Genomic DNA, 2,661 nt, shown 5'->3' with positions numbered 1-2,661 from the left:
TCGGAGGACAGTGCTGGGCCATCGCCCCGATCGCAAAGACGCTACAGATCAAAGGGGGTCGTGGACGATGCCGATCGGAGGGCTGTACTGGGCCATCGCCCCGATCGCAAAGACGCTACAGATCAAAGGGGGTCGTGGACGGTGCCGATCGGAGGACAGTGCTGGGCCATCGCCCCGATCGCAAAGACGCTACAGATCAAAGGGGGTCGTGGATGGTGCCGATCGGAGGACAGTGCTGGGCCTCCGCCCCGATCGCCCCGATGCTACAGATCAAAGGGGGTCGTGGACGATGCCGATCGGAGGACAGTACTGGGCCACCGCCCCGATCATCCCGATGCTACAGATCGAACGGCTCAGGCGGAGCGCCGGAAGCGCTCGAACCCGAGATCTTCAGCCGGTGGGGCGGCTCCTGATCGGCCAGGACCTCCGCCGGGCTTCTGGCGACACGTTCGGCCCGCTCGCTGCGCATGAAGCGGCGGCGGTTGGGGCGGTTGACAGCGGCGGGATGAAGGGGCCCGCCAGGATCTCCACGGAGCGAGGACAAGCCATACGCCAGCCGAACTACATCTTCAGAAGTTCGGCTTTCATTCTATAACTACATAGATGTATTATAGTTACATCATTTTTGTTTTGTCGCATTTTTTCCTTGACTTCCTGGCGGATTCCTCCTATCCTTAACTCTCGGTCGCACGAGGAATTCGGTGTCCCTGCCACCCCGCGGAGTGGGGTGACCTGAGGCGGCCTCGATCCTCGAAAGGACGACGCACCGCACGCCATCGGATCCGGAATCGCGCCTGAATCCATAGGGTCTGACGATCGACAAGGCCTGGAGTGGAGGAGAAGCCCATGCTCGTCCAGGAGGTCTTCGAATCCGATCTCACCGCCAAGGAACTCTTCACGCGTGCCCTGGAGAGCAAGCGCCACATGAACGTCGACGGCCGCGTCCTGGCCCAGTGCCTCCTCCGGCTCCAGGACGACCGCCTCTACGGTTCCGTGGGCTACCCGAGCATGCGGGACTGCGCCGAGCGCGGACTCGACCTCGACCGGCGCGAATGGCACCGCCTCGTCGCCGTCGCCAAGAAGCTCCGCGAGGTCCCGCAGCTCGACAAGGCGTTCGCCGACGGCGAGATCTCCTGGACGAGCCTCTGCCTGATCGCGCACCTCGTGACGCCGTCGAATTGCGGGGACTGGATCGAGAAGGTCCGGTGGATGACGACGCGTCAGGTCAAGATGGAGGTCCGGAGGAGGCGCAACGGACTACGCGGGACCCTTTCATCCCGCGTACGGACTTGCCGGACGACCCCCCGCGCATGCGCCAGAAGACCGCCCTGTTCATGATCAACCTCCCCGCGCTCGTCCAAGCGAAGCTCGAGCGGGCGCTCCGGACAATGGATCGGCTCTCGGAGAAGAGGCTCTCGGCCATCGGCCGCGTGCAGGCACTCGCAGACCTCGTCATCACCCTCGCGAAGGGTGGGACGATCCCCGACTGGAAGAAGGCGCCGCCCACCCTGCGCGAGGCGATCGTCTACCACGAGGATCTCTCGACCGGCGAGGCCTGGATCGAGACGGAGGCCGGCGCCATCTCCGTGCCGCGCGATGTCGTCGATGAGGCGAAGAAGCGCGGGGTCCTGGAGGTGGTGAAGATGCCGGAAGATCCCGGCGAGGACGCGGTCACCCTCTTCGGCCAGAAGGGGGAGATCCCCGAGGAGGATCGGGATGAGAACGTCCCGGCCTGGATGCGGGCCATCGTCCTCGCGCGCCATGGGCACCGGTGCGGCCTCTGCGGCTCGACCGAGCACCTGATGGCCCATCACCTGCGCTCGCTCGCGAAGGGTGGGCGCACATGTTTCGAGAATTTGATATGTTTGTGTATAGGCTGCCACGAATCCGTCCACTCGGGAATTCTCATCATCCGGATCCGCGACGGACGGGTCATCGGCTACAACGCCGACGGCGACGAGATCCGGCCTCCCGGCGACCCCGCGAAGGTGCTGATCGCGGATCAGGAGCATGCGTTCTCGGCCGTTGTCATAAAGCAATCGGCCTCTGTTGCTTCCGACAAAAAAACCGAACTTGCGGATCGATCCGCGCCCCGTGATCCGCACGCCCCGCCGCCCCTGCCTCCCGCCGTCCGCCTGGAGGATCTCCCGAAGGACATGACCGCGGCCGAGTTCAGGAAGCTCCAGCCCCTCCTGGACTGGGACACGTCGCGCAAGAGCTTTCTTCTCCACCCCGAGCGCCAGGTCTGCGAGCCGGAGGAGTCCGAGGGGGACCCTTCATCGCGCAACGAGTGCAAGGCGCAACCGGAGGCCGGGGCGAAGACGGATCCGGCGCCGGCGGCACCGCCCGCGTCTGCTCCATCCGCGTCAACGCCCGCGCGCCCCGAGAGCCCGCCGCGCCTCGCCGACATCGTCGGCCAGAAGGAGACGGTCGAGTGGCTCGGGATCTGCGCGAAGGCGGCGTCGAAGACCGGCGAGCCCATGAAACACACGCTCCTGACCGGCTCCGCGGGACTCGGCAAGACGACGATCGCGCGGCTCGTCGCGAACGAGATGGGCGCCGGCTTCACGGAGGCGGCCGCTACGACCATCCGGACGCCCGCGCACCTCCTCGGCATGCTCGTGAATCTGCGGCCGCGCGATGTCCTGTTCGTCGATTTAA

2 protein-coding genes are annotated in these 2,661 nt (G+C 65.6%); both read left to right on the top strand.

Going from position 1 to position 2,661, the window contains the following annotated elements; translation table 11 throughout:
* Positions 1-846 precede the first annotated feature (846 nt).
* A complete protein-coding gene (locus FJY88_13390; GenBank protein ID MBM3288320.1) occupies positions 847-1,338 on the top strand; it encodes a DUF222 domain-containing protein in 492 nt (163 codons plus the stop codon).
* Positions 1,311-2,661, top strand: a 1,351-nt coding sequence (locus FJY88_13385) for an AAA family ATPase (GenBank protein MBM3288319.1), incomplete at its 3' end; no start/stop codon positions are given. The genes FJY88_13390 and FJY88_13385, both read left to right, overlap by 28 nt.

Source organism: Candidatus Eisenbacteria bacterium (genome assembly GCA_016867495.1).
Taxonomy (GTDB): domain Bacteria; phylum Eisenbacteria; class RBG-16-71-46; order CAIMUX01; family VGJL01; genus VGJL01.
Note: the sequence above shows the minus strand (reverse complement) of the source record. Positions and strands in the feature narration are given on the sequence as shown.